Below are 26,183 nucleotides of genomic sequence, written 5' to 3' on the forward strand. Positions count from 1 at the left end.
CCGCCAGAGCGGTTACGCCGACCGCGAGGAAGCCGAGACCGCCGACAAGGCGCTGGTAGGCGCTGACCGCGACGGCGCCGGGACCGGATACACCCTCGAGCAGTGGCTGACCACCAAGGATACACTGTGGCCGTCGCCCAAGCAGGGATACGCCGCTACTTCGTCCCCCGCCTGGGACGGATCCGGCTGCACCAGCTGACCTCAAGCGACGTCAACGATCTCCTCGCGGCGCCGGCCGCGCGTCCCTCGCCGGGCGGCCGCCGGTTGTCGCCCGCCACGGTGGTACGCATCCACGCCACCTTGCGGACCGCGCTGAACGCGGCGGTGCGCGCCCGGCTGATCCCGCTCAACCCGGCTCACAGAGCCAATGTGCGATATCAGCGGGATGCCCGCTCGATGATCTCCTGTTCGGTGAGTGGATCGGCGGGATGATGGCTCAGGCACTGTCGTGCCCGGATGAGCACCTCGGGTATGCCTTCGCTCGCGGCATAGAACTGCCCGGTCTCCAGTCGTCCAACTCGGTCGGCGTGGCCTCCGCGGGCTCGCGCCAGCCCTTTGACCACCTCGATCTGCGTGGGGCTGTTGATCCTCCCGATGAACTGCGTTGTGGCGTTTCCCGCGATGTGGTTGTGCAGGCCCCGCGGTGTCTGGGTGGCGAAGACAAGGCCGAGGCCGTACTTACGCGCCTGTGAGGCCAGGGTCAGTGTGCTGGCCAGCGCTTCGGTCTTCGGTGTCGCCGGTACGAGCGCCTGCGCCTCGTCCATCACGTACAGGCCATTGAGGGAGCGACCACGAGCCGGATTCCGCTTGATCCAGGAGAACAGGGCCATCTGAAGCTGGCTGACGAATCCTGGTCTCGCCTCATCACTTAGACCGATGAAACTGATGACGGAGACGCGTGCCCGCTTGCCCGTGGATGGGCTGAGCAACTGCTCGGGGTTCGCCGCCTCACCGCGGCCCGCGAAGAGGGGGTCGTTGATCGTCGCGGCGGTGAGGAGCTGTCCCAGTTCGGCGGCGATCTGATCCGCGCGGTCGATCTGGCTGACTTCCAGCGGCAGGGCGGCGAGCAGACCGAGAAACGCGGCGAAGTCGCCACCGCCCGAGCGGGCGAAGTAGCCCAGCACCTGGCGGAGGATGGCCTTCCCCTTACGCGCCTTGGCACTCGTCCCGTCCACGCTCGCCCGAGGGGCGAGCGCTTCGACAGCCAGGCCAAGCGCGGAGTCCAGCTCGTCACGGTCATCGAGCACTGGTGCGAAATCGGGGAGCGGCTGGAAGGTCAGCGGGCGTCCTCGAGAACGTCCCGGAGTCCAGATCACGACCTCAGTCTCGGCGAAATAGCGAGCCGCCTTGCCGGCGTCCTCGTCGCTCCAACCATGAGGCGGGCTGGGCCAGGGATCACCCAGCCGGGCAAGGTCGTTGTTGGAGTCGAGCACTATCGACGACACCCCGTGCAGCGCGCACTCCTCGATGAGCCGCCGCAGGAACACGGTCTTGCCGGAGCCGGATCCAGCGAACACGGCCGTGTGGCGGGTGAGGGTGCTCAGCTTCAGTTCGAGATCGGTGCCGGTATCCAGACGCCTGCCGACCGGGATGACCGCGGTGCGGCCGTCGGCGGATTCCAGGAGGTCCCTTGCCGACCGTTCGGATCCTGTGGTCGATGGCTGAGGCGGCGGTGATGGATCGATGAGTGTCAGCGCGCCGAGCAGGCTGGTGAACAGCTCGGTATCACTGGCCGGGCGGCGGGCACGCAGCCAGTTCTCGAACTCCGGGTCCTCATCGGCTGCCATTTGCCGCAGCGCCTCGAACACGCGCAGGTCGTCACCCCGGACGGTGAGTGATTGCCCACCCCACTCCTTGAGCTGTTTCAGGCGAGCTTGAGTGGCCGGCCCATCCGACCATGCGAGGTTGCGGAGCACGACGAAACAACGGTCGGGCGTCTCCGGGCCCAGGCCGGACGCCGTGATGCCGTCGTTCAGCCGTTTGAGTGCTGCGATGTGGTGCGGCGCGCCGATCATCCGGAACGTCCAGTGTCGCTGCTCCTCGGAATCGGGGTCCAGTGCCTGCCGCAATCTCGCGTGCAGGCTGGGGCGGCGGCCCGGAGGCGGATCGACGGAGAAGGCTATGCCCGCTTTGTCCTGCTCTTTGATCCAGGCGTTAAGACCGGCGGCGAGCAAGGGAGGCGCGAGTTCGTCTTCCCGTTCCGGATCGAATGCGTTCGATACGTCAGCCCCTCCGCGCAATCCGGCGAATCGCGCGTCGAGCCGGGCCAGGTTCGTCTCCGGCACGGAAGGAGCGGTCTCGACGAGAGATGTGACAGCGGGAGCTGGTTCTTCTCGATCGAAACGTTCCAGCGGACGTACTTCGCTTTCTGCCCGGCATGTCGCAACGTGTGCGCTGATGAGCCGTAGCAGTGTCCTGGGAGTGTGACCAGGCGCTGTGGCGAACGCGGTAGGAGCGATGGGCCAGGCGGGGCTGGGCGCGGTGAAACCCGCGTGCGCGAATGCCACGGCGAACCTTCGCTCGATCAGGACTTGCGCGATGTCCGCGCTCGCGATGGTGGTGAGGATCAGGGCTGGCCGGAACCTGTCCTGTGCCGTTCCGATGGCCCGATTCCTGATCAGATTCCACGACGAGGGCAGGCAGGCCACCAGACAGAGCGTTCTCTGAGTGGCGTGCACCAGGGCCATGAGGCCGCTCGCGATCTCGTCGATCACATCTTTCCGCGGTTCGGCATCAGGCGGCAGCGCGGCGGAGCCCGTGGCGGCGGCCACGCGGGAGTGCTCGAGGAGCGCGTCGATCTGATCCACAGCGATGACGCTGGGGCCGGTCAGCGCGAGGATCATCGACAGCTCGACCGCGATGTCGTGCGGCTTCTTGACTCCTCGGCCCATTCCCCAGGCCTTGCGATCGCCCTCCTCGGCTTCCTCGGTCGACATCAGGTGATCGTGAGCGACGTCGAGGGCCGGACCCGAGGCGGCGGCGTAGAGGGCGAGCGCCCGGATGGTGTCGCGGCACCGCAGCAACTGCCGGTTCCTGGCCACCAGCCCGTTCACCAGAGCATCGAGGTCGCTGCGGGTGATACCCGATTCACGATCCATCGCTGCCCTGATCTGGTCATCGGCTCCCGCGAGGGTGGCCAGGGCGCGCAGGGCCACCATCGCCTGGCTCGGAGTGTCCGGGCCTGCGACCGACCGGCCCAGGTCCTCGACCATCGCACTCGTGGTCCGATGCCAGAAGTCGTCTCCCGCGCTGAAGTCCACGAGGAAGAAGTAGCCGCCGGCCTGCGCGATCTTGCTCCTCACCCAGCCGAGGAGGTGAGTCTTGCCGGCGCCTCCCTCACCCTGGATCACCACGCCGAGCGGGCTGGTCCGGGATGCGACGGACGCCTCATCGATGCCGTCGAGGATCAGCTGCTCCGCCCGCGGATGCATGCCGTCGACGTGGAAGGGGGGCGGGTTCCAAGCATGCTCGGCCGTTGTCGCCCAGTTGAGGACTCTGGAGATGGCATGTAGCGCCCGTTCCTCGTTCTCATTCATCGGGCCTCCATCGCCAGCAGGTGCTTGCTCACACCGCCTATGACGACGGCCGCTTTCCTGTCCTCGTCGGTCAGGGTCTTCTGGTCCGCTTCCGGTACCAGATGAACATCCGGGAGCTGTTCCAGTTGCCGCAGCGCCTCGTCGACCTCCTCACGGGAAGCGTCTCCCAGTTGTGCTCGCAGTTGTGTCAGGAGCACCCAGTCCTGCGGCTCGCGAACCAGGTGCCAGTAGGCGTCGCGGATCGCCTTGGTCAGATCGCCCGAGGCCGCGGCCCCGCCTTCGCGGGCCTTGACGACGAACTCGGCCAGGCTCAGGTCGGTCGCGTCGAGGTATCCCTTGATCACACGCAGGACACCGTAGAGGGTGCGGCCGAGCGACCCTCCGCGTTCCGGAGCCGAGCCTTCCAGCTCTGCCACGCACCAGGCCCAGCCATCCTCGGTGAGCGTGTGGTGGTAGGACCTGCCCAGCTTCTCGCTCGCGACGAGCGCACGCTTGTTCACACGGCGCCGCGGCTCACCGTCGAGTGCGTCCCCGACGTGGGCACGAAGCTCCGGGTTGGACGCCGTCCCGCCGAGCGTCATCAGACCCAGGAGCAAGGCCCGCTCCCGGGTTCCGAACGCGGTGTTCTCCATGGTCAGCTCTCCTCGGATCGATCGTCCACAACTTTGCTGAAGCTGGTCGCGATGAGTTCACGACGGCCGTTGACGTCCATGAGCGTGCCAACGGCACGCACAACGGTTCGGTTTCGATGCGCATCGACGGCTACGTCGTAGGCCGCCTCGTCGGGCAGGCGCACCCATATGGAGCCGCGCGGCTCGTCTTCTCCGATCGACACCTGGCCACGTACGTGAACGCGGAACCGATCCTCGCCCCCGTTGTCGAAGAGAGTGCCGATGAAGCCCGTGACCGAAGCGCTTTCGCGGTGGAGACGCCGAAGCCTATGGGCGACGCGGCGCAGCAACGTCCCGCTCTCGGCCTCGAAGACCACTGTCTGCGCGGGCACCTCGGAGGGCAGCGCTCGGGCCCAGCGGAAACCGACCTCGAAGCGGGTTCCGGGATCGGGTCCGGCGAATCGGGCGAGCGCGACACACAATTCGGCCGACACGCCGTCCCGGACCATGCCGTCGAAGACGCTGATGTCGCCGGTGCTGTGTACCTCGGCGCTGGCTTCGCGCAGGAGCAGCGTGGCACGTTGGAGCAGGGTCAAGGTGCGGCGCGCCAGCGGAGGGTCGTCGGACTTTTGCTCTTGTAACGGAATGCGTACGGTGAGGAGGTCTGCAGACGGCACGATTGGCCCGATCCATACGCGAGCGAGCAGATCACGCACTGCTTTTGGTGCTGTACCGTCGAACACCGGCCGAGGACCGCTCAGAGCGGCACGAGCCGCCGCGCTCAAGGCGGCTTGGGCGCTGTTGAGAGCTGTGACCGCGTCAACCAACCCGAACTGCCCATTCATGGGGACGATGGGTGCGCGGTACCACTGGACATCGGCCATGGGCGAGCTGATGTCGGACGCAATGTCCTCGGCAGAGCGGCCCTCCACCCTCGCCAGCAGCGAAAAGATCTCTCTGAGCCGCCGCGGCCCGTCAGCCAGATCGTCCGCCCCCGGCACCAGGATCTCGTGATCGCCGTCATGCACCCAGACAGCCGCACCTCTCCAGCCCTCCGGCTGGCGAACCCAGCCAGTAGAGGCCAGATAGCTGCTGACATCGGAAACCGACACACTCCTCATCACGCGAGCAACCCCGTGGGCGCCCCGACGAGCTCGCGTAACGCGCGGACCGTGAGAACGTTCCCCAACGGCACCTGGATAGGGACATGCCGTTTGGTACTCGGAGAGGCGACGGGTTGCTCACCCTCGAACCCGCGGTAGTAGCAGAGCCGGCTCAACGTCAGCCCTTCGGTCTCCACACGTGCGTAGCGGTCGCTTTCCGACGGGACCACGACGAGGAACAGGTAACGCGGAACGAGAAACGGACCGGCGACGAGCTTGTTGTACTGCACCTCGTTCAGTCCGCGAAATTGCAGATCCGGGCCCTTGCACAGCGGCGCCGACCATGACTTGACCTGTACCTCGATAGCAGGCGAGGCAATATATCCCGTCCTTCCGGGATATCGGAAGCCCAGGTCGATGCCGTCATAGTCGAGATCGTCCTGATAGACGAGAAGACCCGCAGCCGAAGCAAGTACCCTCACGTAGTCTTCAGCGAACTTGCCTTGATGGTTCCGCTGGTCCAGCACGCAGTCTCCCTCACCACCGACCGCCCGATCCGCACGCTAGAGAGTATCTTTCACGCAGCCAAGGGGGAGGGAGGTTTCGCTTTGGCGACGTATGAGACACGTCTTCCTCCGTCCTTTTACGGCCACCCTGAATATGCGAATTCGTTCGGTGCCGAGCCGCAGTGACATGCCATTATCTGAAGTCAGGCGTACCGCCTGCGACCGCACCCGCCACCGTGACGTCCGCCGCAAGCGTCACCGCCTCGGTGTGCACGACCCACGGCCTCGCCCGAGCCGGGCACAGCGCGGGTAGGAGGATCGTCATCATGCGCCATACCTCCGCGTACGCGCCTACCGGGCGGCCTCGGCCAGCAGCGCGAGCTGCCAGCCGCGAAGGGCTGCAGCGTAGCTTGCGGAGGATCTTCCAGCTCGTCAGCTGGGCGTTCGCCCGTTCACCGGGTCCCCGGAGCTTGGCGTGGGAGCGGTTGGCCTGCTTCTGGGATTCGGGTTTGTTCTTGCCCTTGTACGGGGTGCGTACCGGGCCTTCGGCTCCTTGGTACGCCTTGTCGGCCAGGGTGATGATCCCGGCCTGCTCCAGCGCGCGCAGGATGCCCCAGATGGCGGCGCTCAGGTCGTGGGCCTTGCCGGGCAGCGCGCCAGAGGTCCACCGGATCGTCCCGTTCGGGGAGGCGATGACCTGGGCGTTCATCGCGAACACGCTCGCGCGCTCTTGGAGCGGGCCAGTACCGCCGCCGAGGGCGACAGCTTCGTTCTGAACGGGCGCACCTACCGGCGCGTCACCACCCCCCACGACCGGCACAGCCAACGCAGCCGCGGCTATCTGCCCGTCCGAGTCGTCGATGAGACATCAGGCCAGATCATCCAAGCTCAACTCTTTGTGACCACATTCAGTTCTGAGGAGGAGGTTGTTCGGCGTGTCGCGGCGATGGCCGGGGCTTTGGGTCAGTGGCAACGCATGTCGAACCCGGCTTCGTGGCCTCCGTCGAAGAATTCCACGATGACGTCCTTGGAGTCGTCTCCTCGCCATGACCCGCTCGGGTTGACGTATACGGTGCCGGAGAGCTCTCCGCCCTCGATGCCCTCGACCGTGACGGACTCGTAGTAGCGGGCAATCTCGGCATCGGACAGCTTCGTGACCAGGGCCAGGTGGACCAGATAGTCGCAATGGTTGCTGTTGCCCGACAGAAGACCCACCACGCTCGCCTCGGCCCGCAGATCATGCTCGGTGTCGGGTGGAAGGGAGAGCATGCTCACCCGCTCGTGCAGCCGGGCCAGCTTCTCGTCGTTGCGCCACTGGGAAACGTCGAACACCAGGGTGTAGGCGACGATCGAAGCCAGGAGCGCGAGACACACGAAGAATGGCCACCTCCTCCGCTGCTTCGGTAACGCCTCCGAGGCTGTTTCGGTCAGCACCATGCCATTCTCCAGAGCTCGTCGGGTGATCACCATTCAACAATACGGATCGCTAATTGCGCCGATGCTAAGAAAGCGCTGGCGAGCCTGCTGGGCGGGATCCCGCCCGTCCTCTCAGGTCAAGACATGGCCGCGTTGTTATCGGCTGAGCCTGCGAGCTTTGTTCCCCCACTGGCGATCTGGGCCACTCACCGGCGAGGGGGTCACGGTGGACACTGGGCATACCCAGGCTCACGATGCTTGTGCGCGCAGCCGCTGCCCGCATGGCCTGAAGCTTCTGCTCAGCGGCGGCGAGAGTGCTCTCGATCGCGGAGACTTCACCGAGCCAGCCTTGATCCTTGGCTTCGGAGAGGCGGTCGATCGGGTTGGCGCGAATTTCTTCACGTCGAGGCATCTGAGCTGGATCAACGCGAAGAAGAGCACAGCTGACACAGGCTTCTCTGAACTACGGTCTTCTGCTGGGTCCGCACCACGTTAACGAGGTCGTCGGCCAGCGGAGGGCTGCTCGACCCTTGGCCCGCCCGTGTGCGGCATCTGGACGTAGCCTTCGGCAGGCACGGGAAGCGCCTCGACGCATGCCGTCGAGCAGGCGTTGACCAGCAAGGGCAGAATGTCAGCGCCCGACGTCCATAGGGAGATCCAGACCTGGCGGAGGTTCACGCCTTCGACGTGCTGATCGCAAACGCTGCACGTACGGATGGCGGAGGCACCCCATACACCGGGGTCTAGGTCTTCGAGGCCAATGTCTTGGGTGCCTGCCGCTACGGCCGACAACAGCGGAAAGGGCGGTCGCCGCTTGTAGTTACCGTAGAGGGCGCGGGTGCTCACCGTGCTGCGCTGTAGGTTGGGGCACCGGGTGATCTCGTACGGGAACCAGTGCAGGCGGTAGGAGGTGTACGGGGTGAACTCCTCAAGGCTTCGCATAGCGCCGATCTCAGGCGGGATACGCACCAAATTGCTGCCATAGAGCACGAGGTGTTTCACCGAGGTGAGTTTGGCGATGGTTGGCGGGAGCGTGACGACCTGGCGCCGCTGTTCCGCGGTGAGTTCGACCAGCGGCTTGAAGACCTCCCTTCCGTCGGCTGCTGCCTCTTCAATCAGCTCGAGAAGGCGGATCCATCCGGATGCCGTGGTGTCCTGGCGTTCTCGGTGGAAGCGGGTCGTTCGCTGCGGCTTGGTGCTGGTCTGCTCGATGCACCCGCAGAGATCACGAGGCGAACCTTGGCCGCCGGGACCAACGGCCTCAGCCCAGCGATTCGAGAACACCTGCGGCGACAACTCCTCACTCATCCGCTCACAGTAACGTCACAGCAGGCGAGTTGTATGTACGACTTCGGTGCTCAATGATCTTTACTCCTGGCGGTAGGCATGCCGAGGCCGACGACTGTTCGCTGGTGGGAACGCCGGTCGATCTGGGCAAGTTTGTCTTCTGCGCCGACGAGGCTCACCTTGAGTCCTACTACTTCCCCGAGCCAGCCTTCGCGTTCGGCCTCAGCGATGCGGGCGACGAGGTTGTCACGGATCTCCTCCAACCGGCCGCGCGGAGAGCGAGAGCCGCTCCGCCTGCCACCTCAGTACTGTGACTTCGCATGACCGACACCGAGATCGAGATCACCGCAGACCTGGTCCGCGACCTGCTGCAGGATCAACATCCAGACCTTGCAGGGCTGGCCATCCGCGAGGTGGCGGGTGGCTGGGGCAACCAGATGTGGCGTCTCGGGGACGAGTTGGCCGTGCGCATGCAGCGCATGGACCCCACCCCGGAGCTCCAGCTCAAGGAGCGGCGGTGGCTACCCGTGCTGGCCCCGCGCCTGCCGCTCCCGGTGCCGACCCCGGTGCGGTTCGGCGAACCGTCCGCGCGCTTCCCCAAACACTGGACCGTGATGACGTGGGTTCCCGGCGAGCCGCTGGACCACGGCTCGATCAGCCGCGGCGCCCACGCGGCCGACACACTGGCGGGCTTCCTCCAGGCGCTCCATGGGGAGGCGCCCGCCGAGGCCCCGGCCAGTTCGGACTTCGGCGCTCACCCCAAGAGGTGCACGGGCGGCTTCGAGCAGTTCTTGCAGGCCATTGACCCCGACGCCGTCGGCGATGTCCGCGCCGTCCGGGCCGTCTGGGCCGATGCCGTCGCGGCCCCCGAGTGGGAAGGCCCGCCGGTGTGGGTGCACGGCGACCTCCATCCCGCCAATGTCATCGTCTCGAACGGAACACTCTCGGGCGTGATCGATTTCGGTGCCTTGTTCGCCGGCGACCCGGCGTGGGACCTCGGCGCCGCGTGGGTGCTGCTGCCCGCGGGCGCGGCCGCACGGTTCTTCGACGCGTACGCGCACGCCGACGAGGCGACGATCCGGCGCGCCCGCGGGCTGGCCGCTATGAAGAGCCTCTTCCTGATGCTCATGGGGCAGAACGGAGATCGGGGCCTTCCCGGCGGTAAACCGAGCTGGCGACCTGCAGGCCGGGCGGCACTTGATCGTGTTCTGAAGGGCGTTTGATGCACACTTCTTGAGCCTGTTCTCGATCTTGGTTGAGGGCCATGTCCCGGATGGGCCGGCAGGCAAGCTGATGCCGGTCGATGAGGTCGGCGGGGAGCGAGCCGGCAGCACCAGCCAACCCGGCAAGCCGGGCATGAAGCGACCACAGCACCATGAGCAGCGATCATGCCCACCAGAACGGGAACGCCGAACCCACCCCAGGCCAACCCGATGGCCGAGTTCCGGGCACCTGCAAGGTGACCGTGGCCGACTCCCGGGAGGCCGCGCGGTCGGTGGTGGCGCAGCTGGAGAGGCAGGTGCTGCTCGCATGCTCTCCAACGACCCGCACCCGCTCGGTCCCATGTGGGCGAACTGCCTGCCGATCCCCGGCGCCCAGGCGCAGAACAAGGTGCCCGAGGCCCTTTGACCCCCGCCGCTAAGCGGAGTGGCGCGGGTAGCTAACGCGCAGCACAGCAGCGGCCACGGCTGCCGCCAGAACGATGGCGCCGGCCAGGATCAGCGCCCGGTGGTAACCGTGGCGCAGCAGCGGGGCCACGACCAGGGGACCGAGGATCTGGCCCATGGAGTACCCGGCGGTCAGCAGCGCGACGGAGCGGGGAAAACGCAGGCGGGCGCCCGCGTCCAGGGAGAGCGTGCTGACCCCGATGAACGTCGCCCCGAACAGCACCGCCGCGACGAGCGCGGCCGTCACCCCCGGCACCAGGGCCGGCAGCACGATGCCGCCCGCCTGGATGACGAGGGCGGTGAGCAACAGCCCCGGCACCGACCAGCGGCGCCCGAGCCGGGCCCACAAGGCCGCGGACGGCACGGCCGCCACCCCGACCAGCACCCAGGCGCAGCTCCCCACCCACCCGGGGCTCGTCTCCTCGATCGCCGCCGCCAGGAACGTGGCCGCGACGATGTAACCGACGCCTTCGAGCGTGTACGAGGTGAACAGCACGGCGAACCGACCCCGCAGCGCCGCTCCACCGGCCTTCACCCCACCGGACCTGGCGGGCGTGGCCGGCGGGGTCTCCGGGCGCAGGTTCCATGCGGCGGCGGTGAGCAGCGCGACCAGCAGGGCCGACGCCCACCAGGCCGCCCGCCAGTCGGCGGCCGAACGCACCACGAGCACGAGCAGGCCGGACAGCGCGATGCCGCCCCCGACGCCTCCGAACGCCCAGCCCGGCAGGTGCGTGGGATGCTCGCGCAGGTGGCTGAGCAGGGAACTGGCCGCGGTGACGAAGATCAGCGCACTGCTCACCCCGGCGATCAGCCGCAGCGTGATCCACACCGCCGCACCGCCGGTGAACGGCATCGCAGACAGGCTCATGGTCAGCACGACGAGGCTTGCCCGCAGCGGGGCGGGCCTGCGGATCAGCGCGGGCGACACGCTGCCCGCGAGCGCCCCGAGGAGATAGCCGACGTAGTTGGCCGTCGCCAGGTTCGCCCCGGTCGTCGCGGACAAGCCGGCCTGGGCGTGCATCAGGGGCAGGATCGGGGTGTAGACGAACCGGCCGATCCCCATGCCCGCGGCGAGCGCCGCGGCTGCCTGGCCGACGTGGACCCAGGGCGAGCGGAGCGCAGCCGCACCGGTCCGGACCGGGAGGGCGGCGGTCAGGGATCGTCCGGTCATGGGCAGATCACTCGAAATCGGGCGGTCATGGTTTCATGGTGCGCGCTTCCCCTGGCCGGCCGCCACGACCGGCGTCCTCCCTGGTGGTAGGCACAGCCTCGCACCCAGGCTCGTAGAGCTTCGCAAGACTTCGCCGCGGTCGCCGAAGAGCTGACCCCGGTCGGCGCCGCCCCGCTGCCGCGCACCACAGAGCTGCCGGCCGCCGCCGACAACCTCCACAGCCGGGTCCGCCACCTGTCCGGATCGGAGCCGCTACGGCTCGGTTACGCCAACTGGCTCCCTCCTGACCTGACTGCCCGTACCGCCCGCGATGGCCAGAGGAAGCAGCGCGGACCGCGGGCCCGGCTCATCGGCGCCGACCGGCGTCAACTCGCCGAAAGGCCAGAACACCCCCGCTACCCCGGACCTCGTCCTGCGTCCGTCGTCACGCCGGAGCTCCACTGGGCCTGGTCCCCGGTGTGGCGTCGCGGCGCCACCCGCCCCTCCGTCCTGGCCGTCGCCGAGGCCCTGGGCGACGAGGGGACTTCGGCATCCAAAGCTCGGACGCCCGGCTGCCCCCTGGCTCCCCGCACCGCCGCTGACCTGCGGTAGGAGCCTACGCCTATCAGGTAGGAGAAAGCCGATCCTGGCGCGGGCGGCGTACGCCTTTGACTTCCCTTCTCCTGCCGTCTACGTTCACCCAAATAGACGACCGGTTGTCTACTAACTCTTCAAGGAAGGTCATCATGAGTTCTCAGAAGGTCGCCATCGTCACCGGCGCCTCGCAGGGCATCGGCGCCGCCGTCGTCGACGCCTACCGCAAGCTCGGCTACGGCGTCGTCGCCGTCTCGCGCACGATCGCTCCCTCCACCGACCCGAGCGTCCTGACCGTCCAGGGCGACGTCGCCGACCGCGCCACCGCCGAACGCGCCGTGGCCGCCGCCATCGAGCGCTTCGGCCGGGTCGACAGCCTGGTCAACAACGCCGGCATCTTCGTGGCGAAGCCGTTCACCGATTACACCGTGGACGACTACGCCGCCGTCAGGGGAGTCAACATCGACGGTTTCTTCCACATCACCCAGCTCGCCATCGAGCGCATGCTCGCTCAGGATGGCGGCGGTCACGTCGTCAGCATCACCACCAGCCTGGTCGACAACGCCGACGCCCGGGTCCCGTCCGTGCTGGCCAGCCTCAGCAAGGGCGGCCTGCAGTCCGCCACGAAGTCCCTGGCCATCGAGTACGCCAAGCGCGGCATCCGCGTCAACGCCGTCTCGCCGGGCACCATCAAGACGCCCATGCACCCGGAGGAGACCCACGAAGTCCTCGCCGGGCTGCACCCGGTGGGCCGGCTCGGCGAGATCAGCGACGTGGTGGACGCGGTCGTGTTCCTGGAGCAGGCCCCGTTCGTCACCGGTGAGATCCTCCATGTCGACGGCGGCATGAGCGCAGGACACTGACCATGAACACCGACACCGAAGCGGTGCTCCGGGACGTCCTGGACCGGTGGAGAGCCGGCGTCGACGCACACCGGCCGGAGCAGGTCGCCGCCCTGTTCACCGAGGACGCGATCTTCCAGGGATTGCGCCCCTACAGCGTCGGCCGGCCCGGCATCGCCGCCTACTACGACTCGCAGCCGCCCGGGCTGGCCGCCGCCTACCGCATCGTCGAGACCCGGGCCCTCGCCGACGACCTCGTTCTCGGCTACCTCGCCGTCGACTTCACCTTCACCGACCGGCCCACCCTCCACGTGTGGCTCAGCGTGCTCGTGAAACGGACCGAAGACGGCTGGCGCATCACCCACTACCAGGTCTCCCACCTCGACTGAGGACAAGCGATCGCAGCCGGCTGCGCGAGCCTCTCGCATTGCCGGCATTTCCTACCAAGCGCAGGAGGCGCACATCATGGACATGAAGCTAGAAGTGGTCGTGGTACCGGTCGCGGACGTCGACCGGGCCAAGGACTTCTACACGGGACTGGGCTGGCGGCTGGACGCCGACATCGCCACCGGTGAGGACTTTCGGGTGGTGCAGGTGACTCCGCCCGGCTCGCCGGCCTCGGTCATCTTCGGTACGTCGGTCACGTCGCAGACGCCGGGCTCGGCGCAGGGCCTGCACCTGATCGTCGACGACATCGCCGCCGCCCACGACGAACTCAAGCGGCTCGGCGCCGAACCCAGCGAGGTCTTCCACGACGCCGGCGGCGTCTTCCACCACGCCGGCACCGACGCCCGGATCCCTGGCGCGGATCCGCAGCGCAGCAGCTACGGCTCGTTCCTGTCGTTCAGCGACCCGGACGGCAACGGCTGGGTGCTGCAGGAGGTCACCACCCGGCTCCCGGGACGGGTGGACCCGTCCGCCACCACGTACGCCTCCACCGCCGACCTCGCCGCCGCGCTGCGCCGCGCGGCCGCCGCGCACGGCGAGCACGAGGCGCGCACCGGCGCCGAAGACCCCAACTGGCCGGACTGGTACGCCGACTACCTGGTACGCGAGCAGGCCGGAAGGGAGCTGCCGGCATGAGCGAGAACACCTACCGCGGCTCCACCCATCCGGCCTCCGCCGGCCAGGGCTCCACCTACCGGGCCTTCATCGTCACCGGCCAGCGGCAGTTCACCCTCGTCGAGCGCGAGCGGCACGAGCCGTCACCCGGTCAGGTGCGCATCCGGGTCGAGGCCTGCGGCATCTGCCACACCGACGTCCTCGCCGTGGAGGGGCTGCGGCCCGATCCCTCGGCGCCGATCGTGCCCGGCCACGAGATCATCGGCGTGATCGAGGCCCTCGGCGACGGGGTCGATCCGACGTGGCAGGTCGGCGACCGCGTCGGCGTCGGATTCCTCGGCGGCCAGGACAACACCTGTCAGGCGTGCCGGCGCGGCGACTTCGTCAACTGCTCCGACCAGCCGCAGACGGGCACCGGCATCGACGGCGGCTACGCCGAAGTGACCTACGCGCGGGCGACCGGCCTCGTACGGATCCCGCCCGGCCTCGACGCTCTCGCCGGCGCGCCACTGCTGTGCGCGGGCCTGACCATGTACAACGCGCTGATCTCGGCCTCGGCGCGGCCCGGCTCACTGGTCGCGGTGCAGGGCATCGGCGGCCTCGGCCACCTCGGCATCCAGTACGCCCGCGCGCTGGGCCACCGGGTCGTCGCCATTGCCCGGGGCACCGCCAAGGCCACGCTCGCCGCCGAACTCGGCGCCCACCACTACATCGACAGCACGCAGACCGACCCCGGCGCCGCCCTGCGCCAGCTCGGCGGGGCCGCGGTCATCGTTGCCACCGCCGCCTCCGGTGCGTCGATGTCGCCACTGCTGCAAGGGCTCGGCCGGCGCGGCGAACTGGTCGTCGTCGGAGCCGCCCCCGACCCGATCCAGGTGGCCACGAGCGACCTCATCTTCGGCGAGCACGTCGTGCGGGGCAGCCTGACCGGCACCGCGATCGAGAACGAGGACAACCTGCACTTCACCCTCGACCACGGCATCCGGTCCCACAACGAGGTGTTCCCGCTGAGCGAGGCGCCCAAGGCCTACCAGCACATGATCAACGGCGACGCCCGCTTCCGCGCCGTCCTCGACCCCACGGCATGAGACACCCATCGCTGGACGGAACGGTCGCGGTCGTCACCGGTGGCGGTGGCGCCACCGCACGCGCGGGCGACCAGGGCGGTCGCCCTGGTCGCCCGTGGCAACCGGCGTCTGCGCTCCCATCCCGTGAACACGTTACGGCCTGCGTCCGGGCATACCACCCAGACGCCGCCTCCACCGCCGCTCGCACCCCGCGGGGTTCGGCCTGAACCCTGATCACGTCCGCCACTGCATGACCAGCTGCGTGTGGCGCTTGCGGAATACCCGTCCCACGGCAGGTTCGGGGACCGCGGCGCCCGCCGGGTAGAGGGTGAAGCCGGGCCCGGGGCGGTGCCGCCGGTCACGGTCCCAGGTCAGTACGTGATCATGCAGCCGGCGGGCCAGATCGGCGCCCTGCGGGCCGTGTCCGTAAATGCCGAATTCATGCCGGACCTTGCCACTCTGGTCGTCACGGTGGGCCTCGCGGGCCGTGAGATAGGCGAAGCTGTCGGGCGCGATGAGTGCCGGGCAGAACCAGCGGGCGGCGGTGCGAACGAGGGCGCATTCACTGGCGGGGTCGCGGTAGATGAGCCCGAACAGATCGTCCTCGGTCACGATCCACAGGTTCAGTGTCTCGAACGACTCATGGCTGTCGACCGTGACCCCCGTCCACAACTCTGTCCGGTCCCCCTCCAGGGCACGGTTGAGCGCGGCCTCGTCGAGTTCAGGTCCGCCGTCGATCGTCAACGAGACGGCACCGCCGGCCAGTTCCGCTTCCTGGGACCGGTGGGCGCCCTCGCCCTGCAGCGCGACGAACCCGCACACGGTGGGGTCACGGCCGACGAGCCGATCTCCTTCCTGGACGAAGGTGATCGACCTGGTGGTCGACTTGAAGATCAGCGGAACGACCAGGCGACCGCCCGGTGCGAGCAGTTTGCCCCACGGGCAGTCCCAGACCCCGACCGTCACCAAGATGGCGTCGAACGGGCCAAGATCGTCGACCGCGTGTTCGGCGTCGCCGAGAACGACCTGTACCTGCGGGTAGCCGGTCTCGGCGAGGAATCTGCTCGCACGTTCGCACACCCATGGATCGATATCGACGGTGACGACGTGCCCTTCCGGTCCCACGATCTCGGAGATGACGGCGGCGTTGTAGCCACCGGAACCGATCTCCAGCACCCGGTCACCCGACCCGATCCGTGCCGCTTCGATCATCTGCGCCTGCAACCAAGGGGCACTGACAGAGCTGGTGGCCCGCCCGCGCTCGTCGAACCGGGTCCGGATGACCTCGTGGACCGCGTCGGCGGCCTTCAGACTCGTGGCTTCCGGGCCGAAAACCTCACGTGGGACGTTGAGAAACGCCGCCACCACCTCGTGATTGCGCAGCTTGCCAAGGTCGCCGCCACCATGTCATGGGACGTACCGAAGTCGCGCAGCGGTCCGGCGGGCCGATGCCCTGGGGGCTCGCCGCCGTCGCATGATCGCTCATGTACGTGATATCGGCCCTTTTCACGTACCTGATCACGTACGGGCTTGCCGACCGGTCGGCCGCTCGTGACGTGGGGGCGGCAGGGGTTCTCTACTCGGCATGCTCGACTGCGGCTTTCGGGAGTGCGAGCAGCACGAGCACCGTGATCAGGTAGAGCCCGGCGGAGACGATCAGGACGATGCTGAGCGCGTGACCGTAGTCGGCCGGCACCGGCGCTCCGGTGGCTGACCCGGTGACGGAGGTGAAGAAGATCGTGCCGAGAACGGCGATGCCGACGGCGCCGCCGATCTGGTTGACGGTGGAGAGCACCCCGCCCGCGGCGCCCGCGTTGCGTCCGGGGACGCCTGCGAGGACGACGTTGACGAGAACGGGTGCGGCGAGACCGAGCCCGAGGCCACCGATGAAGAGCGCGAGGGCGAGGAGCCAGTATCCGGGATCGTTGCCGTCCTTGACGATGTACCACAGGACGAGTTGGGATGCCGCGATGGTGAGCGAGCCGGCGATCAGGAGCGTTCTGCCCGCCTTGGCGGCGAGCGCGACGCCGAGGCCGGAGGTGATGATCGAGCCGAGCGCGTACGGGAGGATCACCAGGCCGGTCTCCCATGCGGTGCGGCCGGTTCCGTTCTGGAGGTAGATCGAGAGGGTGAGGAAGTACGACCCGATGCCGCCGAAGAAGAGCACCGAAGCGCTCAGGCCGACTGCGAAGGCGCGGATTCTCAGCAGAGCCGGGTCGAAGACGGGTTCGTCTCCGCGTCCGGTGAGGCGGCGCTCGTGGGCGAGGAAGATCCCGAGCACGATGATTCCGGCTGCGAGGAGGGCGTAGCTGGCCCAGGTCCATCCCCATGTCTCGGTCTGGACGATCGGCAGCAGCAGGAGAAGGATGCCCGTGGCCGCGAAAAGCGCGCCTGGGAGGTCCGGTCGCGCGGTCGAGGCGGAGCGGGACTCCGGCAGGACCTTCGCGCCGATGACGAGCGCCAGGATCGAGACGGGCACGTTGATCCAGAAGATCGTCCGCCAGCCCAGGTCGAACAGGTTGGTGTCGACGAGCAGCCCGCCCAGCAGCGGGCCGGCGACCGAGGCGAGGCCCTGGACCGCTCCGTAGGCGCCGAACGCCTTGGCACGCTCGCCCGGAGCGAATGACGCCCGGATGATCCCGAACACCTGCGGAACCATGATCCCGGCGGTCAGCCCCTGCCCGGCCCGCATGCCGATGAGCATCCCCGGATCGACGGCCAGCGCGCACAGCGCCGAGGTGAGCATGAATCCGGCCAGCCCGATCACGAACAACCGCTTGCGGCCGTACTGATCGCCGAGGCGTCCACCGGTGATCAGGCCCGCGCCCAGGGCGAGGATGTAGGCGGCGATCGTCCACTGGATCTGAGCGTCGCCGGCACCCAGGTCCCGGGCTATCGCCGGGGCCGCGACGGTGACGATCGTCGCGTCGAGAAGGTCCATGAAGGAACCGAAGAGCACCACCAACAGCGCCGCGGTCCCGCCGGCGCCGGCGATGGGTGTCGGAGAAGCCTCAGTGGTACGGGTGCCCCCTCCGGGGCTCGGTGAATCGGTCATGCGGGCCACCATCACCGGCATAGTTGCCATCGAGTGACCGCTACAGGTGAGAAAATCCGACAATCATGGCTGCTACCTCCGCGCGGACGCTCAAGCTGCTGTCCATCTTCGGGATCGGTGCGACCCTGACCGCCGAGGAACTCGCCTCCCGGCTTGGAACGTCAGTGAGAACCGTACGTCGCGACATCGATACGCTCCGGGATCTCGGGTACGAGATCGAGGCCGTCCGCGGAGCGGGTGGGGGATATCGGCTCGGTCGTGCTACCCGCCTGCCGCCGGTCGTCTTCGATGAGGACCAGGCCGTCGCCACGGCGGTCGCGCTCCAGACCGTGCCGACGGTCCTGTCCGGCATCCGCGAGAACGCGGCCCGTGCTCTCGCCACGCTGCACCAGGCGATGCCCGCGCGCAGCCGCCTGCACGCCGAAGCGTTCACCGTCTCATCAGCCCGCAACTACTGGGAGTTCCCCGCGCCACCGATCGACGCCGAGATCGTCCGCGCCGTCGGCAGCGCGATCAACCGGCGGCACCTCGTTCGCGTGGACTACACCGGCGACGGCGAACCCGTCACGCTCACGCTGGAGCCGCACGACCTCGTGGTCTGGGCCGCACGCTGGTATCTGGTCGCCTTCGACCCGGATGCGGACCGATGGCGCGCGATGCGCGTGGATCGCATCAGACCACGGATGCCCACGCACACCTCCTTCGACCGGCGTGACATCCCGCACGGCGATCCCGCCGCCTTCGTCATGACCGCGCACGACCGCGGAGACGCCGCCGCCGAATGGCCATGCCGTGGCTCAGCCATCCTCGCCCTGCCCACCTCCACCGTCGCCCGGTTCGCCCCCGGCGGATCAACAGTCGGGTACGACACCGAAACCACCTGCCGACTCACCCTCGGCGCATGGTCATGGCCAGGACTGGCAGGGCTGCTCCTCACCTTCGACGCCGACATCACAGACATCGAACCGGCCGAACTCAGGCAAGCCCTGCATGCCCTGCGCACCCGCATCACCAAGGGACTCCGACCGGGCTGACCTGCACATGTGGCATCCGTATGTCACCCTTCGCGCAAGATCATCGGCGACCGCACCCGGCCGCGGCGCCTCACCACATCGGCACCCCGGTGGCCCCGTAACGCTCCAGAACGGCTGCACAGCTTCTGCCCCGCCAAAGCCTCACCTGGCCGGACCGCGCCCTACTCCGCGCCCTACTCCGCGCCCTCGCCCGCCTACTCCCCCGGGCACTGCGCAACCACCGGATCGCTGCCGGCTGCACCCCGAGCCCACAACCGGTGAAGCCGTTAAGAAGCGGTACGGGCCGGGGACACGTTTGAGAGAAGACCCCCAGGACAAGGAGAGCGTCATGCCCCACTCCCCCGCCCCGCTGGCGAACGTCTTCACCATCGGCGTCCGCAACTTCACCGCCCAGCGCGACTTCTACCGCAGCATGGGCTGGCCGCAGGTGGTCGACGACGACAACTACGCCGCCTTCGAGCTCCGCGGCGCCGTGCTCGGACTCTTCCCCCTGCAGAACCTCGCCGCCGACGGCAACACCGAGCCGGCCCCCATCGACAACGGCATCAGCTTCACCATCGGCATCATGACCGACAGCGCCGAGGACGTGGACCGTCTGGTCGACCGCTTCCGCAAGGCGGGAGCGCGCATCACCAAGGAGCCGGAGGACGCCGAGTTCTTCGAGGGACGGTCGGCCTACCTGGCCGATCCCGAGGGCAACTACTTCGAGGTGGCCTGGGCAACCAGCGACAACACGATCGTGGCGGCGGCCCGCCGAGCGGCCGGACAATAACCGACCGCCGCACCGCGCGGCGCACCGACCGGCTCTGGTTGACGGCGTTGGCCTCCCGAATCCACCCTCGAAAGACCGTCACAGGACTGATCAGCGAGTACCGCAATGCAGCCTGATCGCCCTGCGAACGCCCAGCTCAGCAACAGCATTCACCGTTCTGGCGCCGCACAGGCGATACGGGGCCGAGATCCGGAAGGAGCATCCCGCCGGCGTCCAGGAACCACAGCGATCCGCAGCTGGTCGACACGCCGACGACACGTGCCGCCCCTGCGCCCTTGTAACCCTGTCGCGGCATGAGCCCACTTTTGAACGCGTTCAGCCAGGCGCGCTAGGCTTGTCCCACTCACCTTGGGAGAAGCCGGATGAAGATTGTGATACCCGGGGGAACCGGACAGGTAGGCACCATCCTCAGTCGCGCGCTGACCGCCGCCGGCCATAACGTTGTGATCCTGACCAGGCGGCCGGTGCGTGATCGCAACGTCCGCTGGGATGCCGAGACGCTTGGCCCATGGGCGAAGGAACTCGACGGCAGCGACGTAGTGATCAATCTGGCCGGACGCAGCGTCAACTGTCGTTACACGCCTGACAATTTGCGGGCCATGATGGATTCGCGGGTACATTCCACCCGGGTGGTGGGTGAGGCGGTCGCGGCCGCCGTACGGCCTCCCCGCGTCTGGTTGCAGATGAGCACCGCCACGCTCTACTCCCACCGCTTCGACGCCCCCAACGACGAGGCGACCGGTGTGGTGGGCGGAAACGAACCGGGCGTGCCCGGCTACTGGGCCTACAGCGTCGAGATCGCGAAGGCGTGGGAGCGGGAGCAGGAGCAGGCCGAAACCCCGCACACGCGCAAGGTCAGCATGCGCGCCGCCATGGTGATGAGCCCCGACCGCGGCGGCGTCTTCGACGTCTTGCAGCGGCTCGCGCGCCTCGGCCTTGGCGGCCCGATCGCCGGCGGCGCACAGTACGTGTCCTGGATCCACGACCGCGACTTCGTCCGCGCCGTCGAGTTCCTGGCCGACCGCGACGACCTCGCCGGGCCGGTGAACCTCGCCGCTCCCGTTCCTTTACCGCAGCGCACGTTCATGCGCGTGCTGCGCGCCGCGTGGGGTGTTCCGGTGGGCCTGCCCGCAACGAAGTGGATGGCCGAGCTCGGCGCGTTCGCGCTGCGCTCGGACACCGAACTCCTGTTGAAAAGCCGCCGCGTCGTCCCCGGCCGCCTGCTCGAAGCGGGCTTCGCCTTCGACCACCCGCAGTGGCCGGAGGCCGCCGACGACCTCGTGCGACGCCGGCGCGGCGGGCCTGGCTCCACCATGTGAGCCTTCGGCTCCTCCAGCGACTTCCTGGCCGCCGGTCGCCCCCTCTACGTCTGGCTCGTCGACCAGACCCGACCACCCGGCGAGGTGCCCACCGGAAACGCGCTGACCGTCCGGCCGGCCGGACACCCTCTCAGCCCTGGCCGATGACCGGTATTTCGAGCCGCGGTTCGTCCTCGGCGCCGCCGGCACGCGCGTCCGTACACGTCACCGAGCCTTCGCCCATGACAGCGACGCTCCGGATCAATGCGCCGCCGCGTGACTGCTGCCACGACCAAACCTCTCCGGCGAACCCGGAGGCGTCGCCCTCGGCGGCCTTCTTGATCGCCTCGCTCAGCTCGACCCAGTGCGGGACGTCCGGTTCCGGGCCGGGCGAGGTGAAGCTGGGGGCGGCGGCCACCTTCCGGTCGAACCCCGTGCAGGCGGCCCCGGTCGGGCACTCGTACGGCAGCACGCCGCCGGGCTCGACGGTGTTGCGCGGGGTCGACGCCGACCACGTCGAAGCGGTCACGTAGCCTCGACGTCTGCCGTCCGCGAGCTTGCGCCGTTCGAAGTGGCCGGGGGAAGGCATCTCGCTCTTCGCTGGTGGGCGTTCGGTGTTCTCCTTGCAGTGGGATGGACGGGGTAGTCAAGTCCGGTGCAAACTGATCCCCATGCACGATCATCAACCGCAACGGAATGCCGCTCTGCCGGGCGGTGAGCGACCGGCATGGGCGTTGATCGGCCCAGGGATCGCCGCGCTCACCGGCCTTTACCTGCTGACGATGCCTTTCGGGCCCGCAGCGCGGGTTTCGCTGCAGTCGGACCTGGCTTTGCCCGGCCAAACCGCCCTGCTCATGACTCTCGTTGCGTACCTGGTCAGCGCGGTAGCGGGTGGGGCGCTGGGCGTTGGCCTCGGTGGGCGTTTGCTGACGACGGTGGGCATGACGGCCACCGCCTTCATGATCATCGGTGTGCTGCTGAACGCGCTCGCCCCCGACAGCGGAATCTACGTGACCGGCCGGGTGCTGAGCGGGCTCGGTGCCGGTGGCGTGGTGGGGGCGACGGTGGCGGTCGCGCGGCGGGCGGGCCGCAGCCGGGGCGCGATGATCGCGATACTGGCAGGTCTCGGTGTCCTCGCTCTGATTCTTGGCCCGTTGATCAATCACGGGCTGTCGAGCGCGTTGTCGTGGAGGTTGGGATACCTCTTCACGGTGCTTCCTCTGGTCGTGGGGCTGATCGTCGCTGCTGTCAGCGGTTTCGTGCTGTTCCTGACCCGGCGACCCGCGCAACCGCATCCGGCCGGCCTGCCGTACCCACCAGCCGAGCAACGGCCTTGAAACGGCCCTCCGGAGACCAGACCGAAATATCGTCCGCGTAATTGGCTCTGGTGGGCGGAGCCGGCGGCGTAGATGGCCGCGCCCCGGCGGCGGGCCGAGCCGCCACGGCGCAGCCGCATCAGTGGGAGCCGTTCGCCGTTCTCCCTGACCACGGCCCAGTTCATGGGCCGCTTCCGGGCGCTGCGCGAGCAAGGGCAGCGCATCGGTGAGTCCATCCACGACGTGACCTTCCCCGCCACCACCGACCTCGGCGGCCACGCCGCGATCGTGAAGCGGCGGGGCAAGGACGGCGAGCCGGTGCTCTACGCCCTCATCTGGCGCGTACCAGCTCTTGATCCGGGGCCGGATCGTGCTGGATGCCACGCACGGCCTGCCGGCCCGGATCGAGCGGCACGAACAGAAAGGGTCGAACTCCCAGCAGCCCTTGGCGGCGATCAACAGCCTCTCGTATTTGACCAGGCCGCGTAACCCTCGAAGGACGTACGCCTCGACCGCTTAGACCGACATTATGTGGCGCCTTTTATGGTGTCGCCCGAGACCGTACTCGGGAGCGATTCCATGTCACAGCGAAAGGTGAAGCGCAGGCGCGCTGCCATGCGGCGCGCGGAGGCTCTGCGTCAGGAGCAGCGCAGGCGTCTCAGGCGCAGGGTCGGCTACGGCGCCGCCGCCGTGGTGTCGGTGGTGTTCGTGGCGATCGGGGTGCTGGCGTACCTGTCGGTCGGCAACTCCTCCCCGCCCGCCGCCGGGACCACACCGCCTTCGGCCTCCGCGACGGCCCGGCCGACGACCACGACCACGCCCACAACCACGACCACCCCCACGCCCACGCTCTCGCCGAGCGCGACGTCCAGCCCCAAGGCATCCCCCACCGAGAAGGGATAGCCACTCCGCGAGCCGTGACGGCACGCCATCAGCCGCCCATGGAGTTCCCGGCTTCCGAAGCTGAACTTGTCGTCGCGCCGTAGCCCGTGCAGGCAGGAGCCCTTCGCCAGGGCGGGATCGAAGCCCGCGCCGTGGATGAGTTGTGCGGACAGGTCCCATGGCGGACGGGCCCGGTCGATCATGGTGGCTCGACCGGGCTCGTCGGGTGGGGACGGGTCAGGCGAGGTCGAACCGGTCGAGTTCCATGACCTTGGTCCAGGCTGCGACGAAGTCCGTCACGAACTTGTCGCGGGCGTCCTGGCTGGCGTAGACCTCCGCGAGGGCTCGTAGCTGGGAGTTGGAGCCGAAGATGAGATCGACCGCGGTGGCGGTCCACTTCACCTCATCGGTGGCCACGTCGCGGATCTCGTACACATGGTCCTCGGAGCCCGAGGCCTTCCACCGCGTGCCCGGGGAGAGCAGGTTGGTGAAGAAGTCGTTGGTGAGCACGCCGGGCCGGTCGGTGAGGACGCCGTGCCGGGTGCCCCCGAAGTTGGCTCCGAGAGAACGCAGGCCGCCGAGCAGGACGGTCATTTCGGGCGGGGTCAGGTTGAGCAGGTAGGCACGATCGACGAGCAGCACCTCCGGTTGGGTCTTCTCACCGGAACTCAGGTAGTTGCGGAACCCGTCGGCCCGCGGCTCGAGGACCCGGAAGGACTCGACGTCGGTCTGCTCCTGGGTGGCGTCGGTGCGGCCCGGGCGGAACGGCACCGTCACCTCCACGCCGGCCTCGCGTGCCGCCTTCTCGACGGCGGCCGAGCCGGCCAGGACGATCAGGTCGGCGAGCGAGATCTTCGCGCCCCCGAGCTCGTTGAACTCGCGCTGGATGCCCTCGAGGGTGTCCAGGACCGTCGCGAGCTGCTCGGGCTGGTTGACCTCCCAGTCGCGCTGCGGCCGGAGACGGAGCCGGGCGCCGTTGGCGCCGCCGCGCTTGTCGGTGGCCCGAAAGCTCGCGGCGGCGGCCCAGGCGGTGGAGACCAGCTGAGCGGTCGTGAGGCCGGACTCCAGGACCTTCGCCTTGAGGGAAGCGACGTCGGCGTCGCCCACGAGTTCGTGGTCGACGGCCGGCACCGGGTCCTGCCACAGCTGGGGCTCGGCGACCCACGGTCCGAGGAAGCGGGTGACCGGACCCATGTCGCGGTGCAGCAGCTTGTACCAGGCCTTGGCGAAGGCCAGCGCGAACTCGTCGGGGTTCTCCAGGAAGTGGAGGGAGATCTTCTGGTACGTCGGGTCGACGCGCAGCGCCAGGTCGGTCGTGAGCATCGTCGGCTGGTGCTTCTTCGCCGGGTCATGGGCGTCCGGGATGATCGCCTCGGCGTCCTTCGCGACCCACTGCTTCCCGCCGCCGGGGCTCGTGGTGAGCTCCCACTCGTGGCCGAAGAGGATCTCGAAGAAGCGGTTGCTCCACTGCGTCGGCCGGTCGGTCCACGTCACCTCGAGACCGCTGGTGATCGTGTCACCGCCCTTGCCGGTGCCGTGACTGCTCAGCCAGCCCAGGCCCTGCGCCTCCAGCGGCGCGGCCTCGGGCTCCGGCCCCACGTGGTCGTCCGCGATGCCGGCGCCGTGGGTCTTGCCGAACGTGTGGCCGCCGGCGATGAGGGCGACAGTCTCCTCGTCGTTCATCGCCATCCGGCCGAAGGTCTCGCGGATGAAATGCGCTGCCGCGGCCGGGTCCGGGTTGCCGCGGGGGCCCTCCGGGTTGACGTAGATGAGGCCCATCTCGGTCGCGCCGACGTTCGGCACCATCTCGTTGTCGGTGACGTAGCGCTCGTCACCGAGCCAGGCGTCCTCCGGACCCCAGAAGATCTCCTCAGGCTCCCAGACGTCCTCGCGGCCGAAGCCGAAGCCGAAGGTCTTGAAACCCATCGACTCCAGGGCGACGTTGCCGGCGAGCACGAGCAGGTCGGCCCACGAGATCTTCTGGCCGTACTTCTGCTTGACCGGCCACAGCAGCCGGCGGGCCTTGTCGAGGTTGGCGTTGTCGGGCCAGCTGTTGAGCGGGGCGAAACGCTGGCCGCCGTCGCCGGCCCCGCCGCGACCGTCGTGGATACGGTAGGTGCCCGCGGCGTGCCAGCTCATCCGGATCATGAGACCGCCGTAGTGGCCGAAGTCGGCCGGCCACCAGTCCTGCGAGGTGGTGAGCACCTCGATGATGTCCTGCTTGAGGGCCTCGACGTCGAGCTTCTCGAACTCCTTGGCGTAGCTGAAGCCCTCTGCCAGTGGGTTGCCCTTGGACGAGTGCGCACGCAGGACCGACAGGTCGAGCTGGTTGGGCCACCAGTCCCGGTTCGTGCGCGGACGACCGCCGGTCTTCGGGGTCGGCGAGTCGATTGCCGGGTTCTCGCTCTCGCTGCCATGCGCGGTCACGGAATCCTGCGCGAGCGGGTAGCCGGCCGCCGCCTTCCGATCCACGCCCTGCGCGCTGGAGGGGGTGTTGTCCTGGGTGTCGCTCATCTGCTTCCTCCGAACTCCGGATCACTGGGCAATGCGTTTAGTCGCACAGTCGGGGTAGGTGCCCCAATAGACGACCTCTAGACAACCTCCGGCTCGTCGACCAGGGTGATCTACTCGACCAATGCCATCGAGTCCGTGTCCACGCGGATCCGGCGGGCGGTACAGGCGCGCACTTCCCCGAATGAGCAGGCCGCGCTCAACGCGCCTACACGGCAACCACACACCTCGTGTGCCGTCCCTGCCTCGTCATGGCCGCTGTGCTGCGCCGGCGAGGGGGACCCGCGGCACCTCGAGCTCGCGGCGGGTCAGGCGAAGCCGTTGCGCACCGGGAGCTTCGCGGTGTCGCCGCGCCGCCCGCGGGCGGTGAGGCCGTCGATGCGGGCCGGCGGCGGCGCGGCGCTCAACCTGGCGGCGGTGAGCCCGACCGGCGGGCTCTCGGAGGGTGGACGGAAGAGGTACGTACGCGACATC

The 26,183-nt window shown here is 68.5% G+C and carries 24 protein-coding genes and 1 pseudogene; 11 read left to right on the forward strand and 14 right to left on the reverse strand.

Annotated features, from left to right (window positions below; genetic code table 11):
• Nucleotides 1–126 precede the first annotated feature (126 nt).
• The gene (locus ACBJ59_RS53460) at nucleotides 127–432 is read left to right on the forward strand and encodes a hypothetical protein (protein WP_375117684.1); all 306 of its coding nucleotides are present in this window, start codon (nucleotides 127–129) and stop codon (nucleotides 430–432) included.
• Here the strand turns inward: ACBJ59_RS53460 and ACBJ59_RS53465 are convergent.
• From ACBJ59_RS53465 to ACBJ59_RS53495, 7 genes and pseudogenes are all read right to left on the reverse strand, one after another.
• Nucleotides 378–3,536, reverse strand: a complete 3,159-nt coding sequence (locus ACBJ59_RS53465; RefSeq protein WP_375117685.1) for a helicase HerA domain-containing protein — start codon at nucleotides 3,534–3,536, stop codon at nucleotides 378–380. The two genes, ACBJ59_RS53460 and ACBJ59_RS53465, sit on opposite strands and share 55 nt — an antisense overlap.
• A complete protein-coding gene (locus tag ACBJ59_RS53470; RefSeq protein WP_375117686.1) occupies nucleotides 3,533–4,168 on the reverse strand; it encodes a hypothetical protein in 636 nt (211 codons plus the stop codon). The genes ACBJ59_RS53465 and ACBJ59_RS53470 overlap by 4 nt, the downstream gene beginning before the upstream one ends.
• A 2-nt stretch (nucleotides 4,169–4,170) precedes the next feature.
• Nucleotides 4,171–5,268: a hypothetical protein gene (locus ACBJ59_RS53475; RefSeq protein ID WP_375117777.1), complete on the reverse strand. Its 1,098-nt coding sequence runs from the start codon at nucleotides 5,266–5,268 to the stop codon at nucleotides 4,171–4,173.
• Nucleotides 5,268–5,777 carry a DUF4365 domain-containing protein gene (locus tag ACBJ59_RS53480; protein ID WP_375117687.1) on the reverse strand — a complete coding sequence of 170 codons (510 nt, stop codon included), beginning with the start codon at nucleotides 5,775–5,777 and terminating at the stop codon, nucleotides 5,268–5,270. Before ACBJ59_RS53480 ends, ACBJ59_RS53475 begins: the two co-directional genes overlap by 1 nt.
• A 367-nt stretch (nucleotides 5,778–6,144) precedes the next feature.
• Nucleotides 6,145–6,462, reverse strand: a pseudogene (locus tag ACBJ59_RS53485) (transposase family protein); the annotation flags it as partial.
• Between the two features lie 257 nt (nucleotides 6,463–6,719).
• Nucleotides 6,720–7,193 (reverse strand): hypothetical protein, encoded by a 474-nt coding sequence (locus ACBJ59_RS53490; protein ID WP_375117688.1) that lies wholly within the window; start codon nucleotides 7,191–7,193, stop codon nucleotides 6,720–6,722.
• 471 nt (nucleotides 7,194–7,664) lie between these two features.
• Entirely contained in the window at nucleotides 7,665–8,480 is an 816-nt protein-coding gene (locus tag ACBJ59_RS53495; RefSeq protein ID WP_375117689.1) for a hypothetical protein, read from the reverse strand.
• 299 nt (nucleotides 8,481–8,779) lie between these two features.
• On the opposite strand from ACBJ59_RS53495, the gene ACBJ59_RS53500 reads away from it, so the two are divergent.
• Nucleotides 8,780–9,682 (forward strand): aminoglycoside phosphotransferase family protein, encoded by a 903-nt coding sequence (locus ACBJ59_RS53500; protein ID WP_375117690.1) that lies wholly within the window; start codon nucleotides 8,780–8,782, stop codon nucleotides 9,680–9,682.
• A 415-nt stretch (nucleotides 9,683–10,097) separates the two neighbouring features.
• Here ACBJ59_RS53500 and ACBJ59_RS53505 read toward each other — a convergent pair whose 3' ends face one another.
• Nucleotides 10,098–11,297: a YbfB/YjiJ family MFS transporter gene (locus ACBJ59_RS53505; protein ID WP_375117691.1), complete on the reverse strand. Its 1,200-nt coding sequence runs from the start codon at nucleotides 11,295–11,297 to the stop codon at nucleotides 10,098–10,100.
• Nucleotides 11,298–12,022: 725 nt separating this feature from the next.
• Between ACBJ59_RS53505 and ACBJ59_RS53510 the strand changes: the two genes are divergently transcribed.
• From ACBJ59_RS53510 to ACBJ59_RS53525, 4 genes are all read left to right on the forward strand, one after another.
• A complete protein-coding gene (locus ACBJ59_RS53510; RefSeq protein WP_375117692.1) occupies nucleotides 12,023–12,733 on the forward strand; it encodes an SDR family NAD(P)-dependent oxidoreductase in 711 nt (236 codons plus the stop codon).
• A 2-nt stretch (nucleotides 12,734–12,735) separates the two neighbouring features.
• Nucleotides 12,736–13,101: an SgcJ/EcaC family oxidoreductase gene (locus ACBJ59_RS53515; protein ID WP_375117693.1), complete on the forward strand. Its 366-nt coding sequence runs from the start codon at nucleotides 12,736–12,738 to the stop codon at nucleotides 13,099–13,101.
• Between the two features lie 76 nt (nucleotides 13,102–13,177).
• Nucleotides 13,178–13,795, forward strand: a complete 618-nt coding sequence (locus ACBJ59_RS53520; protein WP_375117694.1) for a VOC family protein — start codon at nucleotides 13,178–13,180, stop codon at nucleotides 13,793–13,795.
• Nucleotides 13,792–14,862, forward strand: a complete 1,071-nt coding sequence (locus ACBJ59_RS53525) for an alcohol dehydrogenase catalytic domain-containing protein (RefSeq protein WP_375117695.1) — start codon at nucleotides 13,792–13,794, stop codon at nucleotides 14,860–14,862. Before ACBJ59_RS53520 ends, ACBJ59_RS53525 begins: the two co-directional genes overlap by 4 nt.
• A gap of 213 nt (nucleotides 14,863–15,075) precedes the next feature.
• On the opposite strand, the gene fxlM is transcribed toward ACBJ59_RS53525, so the two are convergent.
• Nucleotides 15,076–16,224, reverse strand: a complete 1,149-nt coding sequence (gene fxlM, locus ACBJ59_RS53530; RefSeq protein WP_375117778.1) for a methyltransferase, FxLD system — start codon at nucleotides 16,222–16,224, stop codon at nucleotides 15,076–15,078.
• A gap of 193 nt (nucleotides 16,225–16,417) precedes the next feature.
• Nucleotides 16,418–17,926: an MFS transporter gene (locus tag ACBJ59_RS53535; RefSeq protein ID WP_375117696.1), complete on the reverse strand. Its 1,509-nt coding sequence runs from the start codon at nucleotides 17,924–17,926 to the stop codon at nucleotides 16,418–16,420.
• A gap of 35 nt (nucleotides 17,927–17,961) precedes the next feature.
• Between ACBJ59_RS53535 and ACBJ59_RS53540 the strand changes: the two genes are divergently transcribed.
• The 3 genes from ACBJ59_RS53540 (at nucleotide 17,962) to ACBJ59_RS53550 (ending at nucleotide 21,021) form a co-directional block, all read left to right on the forward strand.
• Nucleotides 17,962–18,930, forward strand: a complete 969-nt coding sequence (locus ACBJ59_RS53540; protein WP_375117697.1) for a helix-turn-helix transcriptional regulator — start codon at nucleotides 17,962–17,964, stop codon at nucleotides 18,928–18,930.
• A gap of 328 nt (nucleotides 18,931–19,258) precedes the next feature.
• Entirely contained in the window at nucleotides 19,259–19,702 is a 444-nt protein-coding gene (locus ACBJ59_RS53545; protein WP_375117698.1) for a VOC family protein, read from the forward strand.
• A gap of 362 nt (nucleotides 19,703–20,064) precedes the next feature.
• The gene (locus ACBJ59_RS53550) at nucleotides 20,065–21,021 is read left to right on the forward strand and encodes a TIGR01777 family oxidoreductase (protein WP_375117699.1); all 957 of its coding nucleotides are present in this window, start codon (nucleotides 20,065–20,067) and stop codon (nucleotides 21,019–21,021) included.
• A 130-nt stretch (nucleotides 21,022–21,151) separates the two neighbouring features.
• On the opposite strand, the gene ACBJ59_RS53555 is transcribed toward ACBJ59_RS53550, so the two are convergent.
• Nucleotides 21,152–21,529 carry a hypothetical protein gene (locus ACBJ59_RS53555; RefSeq protein ID WP_375117700.1) on the reverse strand — a complete coding sequence of 126 codons (378 nt, stop codon included), beginning with the start codon at nucleotides 21,527–21,529 and terminating at the stop codon, nucleotides 21,152–21,154.
• A gap of 142 nt (nucleotides 21,530–21,671) precedes the next feature.
• Between ACBJ59_RS53555 and ACBJ59_RS53560 the strand changes: the two genes are divergently transcribed.
• Together ACBJ59_RS53560 and ACBJ59_RS53565 are read left to right on the forward strand one after the other, a co-directional pair.
• A complete protein-coding gene (locus ACBJ59_RS53560) occupies nucleotides 21,672–22,337 on the forward strand; it encodes an MFS transporter (RefSeq protein WP_375117701.1) in 666 nt (221 codons plus the stop codon).
• Between the two features lie 72 nt (nucleotides 22,338–22,409).
• Nucleotides 22,410–22,805 carry a hypothetical protein gene (locus ACBJ59_RS53565; RefSeq protein WP_375117702.1) on the forward strand — a complete coding sequence of 132 codons (396 nt, stop codon included), beginning with the start codon at nucleotides 22,410–22,412 and terminating at the stop codon, nucleotides 22,803–22,805.
• A gap of 185 nt (nucleotides 22,806–22,990) precedes the next feature.
• Here the strand turns inward: ACBJ59_RS53565 and ACBJ59_RS53570 are convergent, their stop codons facing one another.
• The 3 genes from ACBJ59_RS53570 to ACBJ59_RS53580 all read right to left on the reverse strand — a co-directional run bounded on the left by ACBJ59_RS53570 (nucleotide 22,991) and on the right by ACBJ59_RS53580 (nucleotide 26,182).
• Nucleotides 22,991–23,401 carry a hypothetical protein gene (locus ACBJ59_RS53570; RefSeq protein WP_375117703.1) on the reverse strand — a complete coding sequence of 137 codons (411 nt, stop codon included), beginning with the start codon at nucleotides 23,399–23,401 and terminating at the stop codon, nucleotides 22,991–22,993.
• A gap of 34 nt (nucleotides 23,402–23,435) precedes the next feature.
• A complete protein-coding gene (gene katG / locus ACBJ59_RS53575; RefSeq protein ID WP_375117704.1) occupies nucleotides 23,436–25,712 on the reverse strand; it encodes a catalase/peroxidase HPI in 2,277 nt (758 codons plus the stop codon).
• Nucleotides 25,713–26,017: 305 nt separating this feature from the next.
• Nucleotides 26,018–26,182 carry a hypothetical protein gene (locus ACBJ59_RS53580; RefSeq protein ID WP_375117705.1) on the reverse strand — a complete coding sequence of 55 codons (165 nt, stop codon included), beginning with the start codon at nucleotides 26,180–26,182 and terminating at the stop codon, nucleotides 26,018–26,020.
• Nucleotide 26,183 lies beyond the last annotated feature (1 nt).

It is taken from the genome of Nonomuraea sp. MTCD27 (assembly GCF_041950495.1).
In the GTDB taxonomy this organism is placed as follows: domain Bacteria; phylum Actinomycetota; class Actinomycetes; order Streptosporangiales; family Streptosporangiaceae; genus Nonomuraea.

Coding starts and splice junctions, on each gene's coding strand:
- ACBJ59_RS53475 (WP_375117777.1), bottom strand. CDS start 5,268: ATGAGGAGTGTGTCGGTTTCCGATGTCAGCAGCTATCTGGCCTCTACT.
- ACBJ59_RS53515 (WP_375117693.1), top strand. CDS start 12,736: ATGAACACCGACACCGAAGCGGTGCTCCGGGACGTCCTGGACCGGTGG.
- ACBJ59_RS53560 (WP_375117701.1), top strand. CDS start 21,672: ATGCACGATCATCAACCGCAACGGAATGCCGCTCTGCCGGGCGGTGAG.
- ACBJ59_RS53540 (WP_375117697.1), top strand. CDS start 17,962: ATGGCTGCTACCTCCGCGCGGACGCTCAAGCTGCTGTCCATCTTCGGG.
- ACBJ59_RS53535 (WP_375117696.1), bottom strand. CDS start 17,926: ATGGCAACTATGCCGGTGATGGTGGCCCGCATGACCGATTCACCGAGC.
- ACBJ59_RS53570 (WP_375117703.1), bottom strand. CDS start 23,401: ATGATCGACCGGGCCCGTCCGCCATGGGACCTGTCCGCACAACTCATC.
- ACBJ59_RS53505 (WP_375117691.1), bottom strand. CDS start 11,297: ATGACCGGACGATCCCTGACCGCCGCCCTCCCGGTCCGGACCGGTGCG.
- ACBJ59_RS53500 (WP_375117690.1), top strand. CDS start 8,780: ATGACCGACACCGAGATCGAGATCACCGCAGACCTGGTCCGCGACCTG.
- ACBJ59_RS53525 (WP_375117695.1), top strand. CDS start 13,792: ATGAGCGAGAACACCTACCGCGGCTCCACCCATCCGGCCTCCGCCGGC.
- ACBJ59_RS53470 (WP_375117686.1), bottom strand. CDS start 4,168: ATGGAGAACACCGCGTTCGGAACCCGGGAGCGGGCCTTGCTCCTGGGT.
- ACBJ59_RS53550 (WP_375117699.1), top strand. CDS start 20,065: ATGAAGATTGTGATACCCGGGGGAACCGGACAGGTAGGCACCATCCTC.
- ACBJ59_RS53495 (WP_375117689.1), bottom strand. CDS start 8,480: ATGAGTGAGGAGTTGTCGCCGCAGGTGTTCTCGAATCGCTGGGCTGAG.
- katG (WP_375117704.1), bottom strand. CDS start 25,712: ATGAGCGACACCCAGGACAACACCCCCTCCAGCGCGCAGGGCGTGGAT.
- ACBJ59_RS53510 (WP_375117692.1), top strand. CDS start 12,023: ATGAGTTCTCAGAAGGTCGCCATCGTCACCGGCGCCTCGCAGGGCATC.
- ACBJ59_RS53545 (WP_375117698.1), top strand. CDS start 19,259: ATGCCCCACTCCCCCGCCCCGCTGGCGAACGTCTTCACCATCGGCGTC.
- ACBJ59_RS53490 (WP_375117688.1), bottom strand. CDS start 7,193: ATGGTGCTGACCGAAACAGCCTCGGAGGCGTTACCGAAGCAGCGGAGG.
- ACBJ59_RS53465 (WP_375117685.1), bottom strand. CDS start 3,536: ATGAATGAGAACGAGGAACGGGCGCTACATGCCATCTCCAGAGTCCTC.
- ACBJ59_RS53565 (WP_375117702.1), top strand. CDS start 22,410: ATGGCCGCGCCCCGGCGGCGGGCCGAGCCGCCACGGCGCAGCCGCATC.
- ACBJ59_RS53580 (WP_375117705.1), bottom strand. CDS start 26,182: ATGTCGCGTACGTACCTCTTCCGTCCACCCTCCGAGAGCCCGCCGGTC.
- ACBJ59_RS53520 (WP_375117694.1), top strand. CDS start 13,178: ATGGACATGAAGCTAGAAGTGGTCGTGGTACCGGTCGCGGACGTCGAC.